General features: G+C 57.2%; 1 protein-coding gene and 1 pseudogene. One reads left to right on the plus strand and one right to left on the minus strand.

Features of this window, described 5'->3' with window-relative positions:
- Positions 1 to 291: 291 nt before the first annotated feature.
- On the plus strand, positions 292 to 1,617 hold the full coding sequence (locus tag AC1DLB_RS27720) for a sigma-54 dependent transcriptional regulator (protein WP_413696774.1): 1,326 nt from the start codon (positions 292 to 294) through the stop codon (positions 1,615 to 1,617).
- Positions 1,618 to 1,686: 69 nt separating this feature from the next.
- Here AC1DLB_RS27720 and AC1DLB_RS27725 read toward each other — a convergent pair.
- Positions 1,687 to 2,394 (minus strand): annotated as a pseudogene (locus tag AC1DLB_RS27725) (hypothetical protein); the annotation flags it as partial.

Consider the following 2,394-nt stretch of genomic DNA (forward strand, 5'->3'; position numbering starts at 1 on the left):
CCGTTCGGCTGGTTACTTGTACTGATGTCCGCAACCGGGGGTTGGGTCACACACAATCAAAAGAAATTTCAACTTTCTTTGATTCGCCGGCGATTCAGGCAGTTGCTGAAAGCTGAATGAAAGGTTCAATTCGTTAGGCAACTCATTAAGTGATTTTTTATAACTAATAAGCCGACGTCCCTATAAGCAATCGATACAAGCCCGCGTCAATATTTTGCTAGTGTTACACCGAAGCCCGCCAAATGACTGTTTTTAATAATATTTCCTAAAATTTGGCGCCAAGGAACAGTCATGATCGAAGCGCCTGCTTTACGACGTCTTTTAGTAGTGGATCCTTGCGACGACTGCCACCGTTTGCTGCCGGGTTTACGCGCTGTGGGTTGGGATGTCGACAGCTGTACCCTGGAAAACGCCGCGGAACGAACCTGCGACGTCGGCCTGTTGCGCTTGCAGCCGTTTCATCTGGAACGTCCGGAAGCCGTCAAGGAACTGATCACCCGTAGCGGTACCGAGTGGATCGCCGTGCTCGATCAGGATGTCCTGCGAATGCAGAATGTCGGGGATTTCGTCTGCGAATGGTTTTTTGACTTCCATACCTTGCCGTTCGATGTTTCAAGGGTTCAGGTCACTCTGGGCCGAGCGTTCGGCATGGCGCGCCTGCGCGGGCAGGGCACGGTTCATATCGATCAGCCTGAACACGAACTGCTCGGCGACAGCAAACCGATTCGCGAGCTGCGCAAATTGCTGAGCAAACTGGCGCCCACCGAATCGCCGGTGCTGATCCGCGGCGAAAGCGGCACCGGTAAGGAATTGGTCGCCCGTACCCTGCATCAACAATCCCAGCGTCACAGCAAGCCATTCGTGGCGATCAACTGTGGCGCGATTCCCGAACATTTGATCCAGTCCGAATTGTTCGGTCACGAGAAGGGGGCCTTTACCGGCGCCCATCAGCGCAAGGTCGGGCGGATAGAAGCCGCCAACGGCGGCACCCTGTTTCTCGATGAAATAGGCGATTTGCCACTGGAGCTGCAAGCCAATCTGCTGCGCTTCCTGCAGGAAAAACACATCGAGCGGGTTGGCGGCCATCAGCCTGTTCCGGTGGATGTGCGGGTATTGGCGGCGACGCACGTCGACCTTGAAGAGGCCATCGAGAACAAACGCTTTCGCGAAGATTTGTACTACCGTTTGAACGTCCTGCAAGTGGTCACCGTGCCGCTGCGTGAACGCCATGGCGATCTATTGATGCTGGCCAACCACTTTTCCCATTTCTACAGCAGTGAAACCGGCCGTCGTCCGCGCAGCTTCAGCGAGGATGCGTTGGTCGCCATGGGCAAGCACGACTGGCCGGGCAATGTCCGCGAGCTGGCCAATCGGGTCCGTCGTGGGCTGGTATTGGCCGAAGGACGGCAGATCGAGGCGCGAGACCTGGGGCTGCTCAGTCAACACGCCTTCGCCACGCCGATGGGCACCCTTGAAGACTACAAGACCCGCGCCGAGCGCCAGGCGCTGTGCGATGTATTGAACCGGCACAGCGACAACCTGAGTGTTGCCGCCCGAGTCCTGGGCGTGTCACGGCCGACTTTTTACCGATTGCTGCACAAGCACCAGATCCGCTAGGGCGGTGCAACAAAAAAGGCCCGCTACGACAACTATCGTAGTGGGCCTTTTCTATTGCGGGGGGGCGGTTTAGAAGTAGTACGGGAATTTCAGGCTGAAGGAAAAGTCCGGCGCATCGTCGGTCATACCGATGGACAAGTTGGGAACGATCGTCAGGTTGTCGGAGGCCGCGATGGTCATGCCGACGTTGAAGTAACCGGCGTTGGCGTCGCTGGACACCACCGACTCCCAATCCCCGCCATCCTGCTTGAGCTTGCTTTTGCGTTGCACCAGGTCAGACACCGAGAACGACATACTCATTTTTTCGTTCAGCGCGAACGCGATCCCCGCGCCAATCTGGAAGCTGTCGCCGATCCGCACCTTGCCCGGGACTTTCTGATTGACGGTGGCACTGATGTCGTCGAAGGAACCTTCGAAGTTGTGGGTGTAGGACAGGCTACCGAACAGAACCGCTGGATCGTAGGTCTTGACCAGCGAGATACCGGGGCTGATCGACCAGACGCCGTTGCCGGTTGGCAAGGTGTCAGGCACGAACAGGTTGGTATTGGCGTCGCTCTGGCGCAGTTTGATGCCGAACGGGTCCTTGCCCGTCGGCGCCTTGACGCGCAAGGTGACTACTGCATCCGGGGTGTTGACCGATTCGTCCAAGAATTTGTAGGCAATACCGAAGTTGACATCGCCCAGTGTCGGATCGCGGGTGACGCTTTCTTCGCTGGTCACTCCCGCCGCACCGTTGTTGGCGCCGCCGGACTGATACGTCGATTCGCGGTACACCAC

The sequence above is a fragment of the Pseudomonas sp. 05N434 genome, assembly GCF_056396965.1.

Coding starts and splice junctions, on each gene's coding strand:
- AC1DLB_RS27720 (WP_413696774.1), top strand. CDS start 292: ATGATCGAAGCGCCTGCTTTACGACGTCTTTTAGTAGTGGATCCTTGC.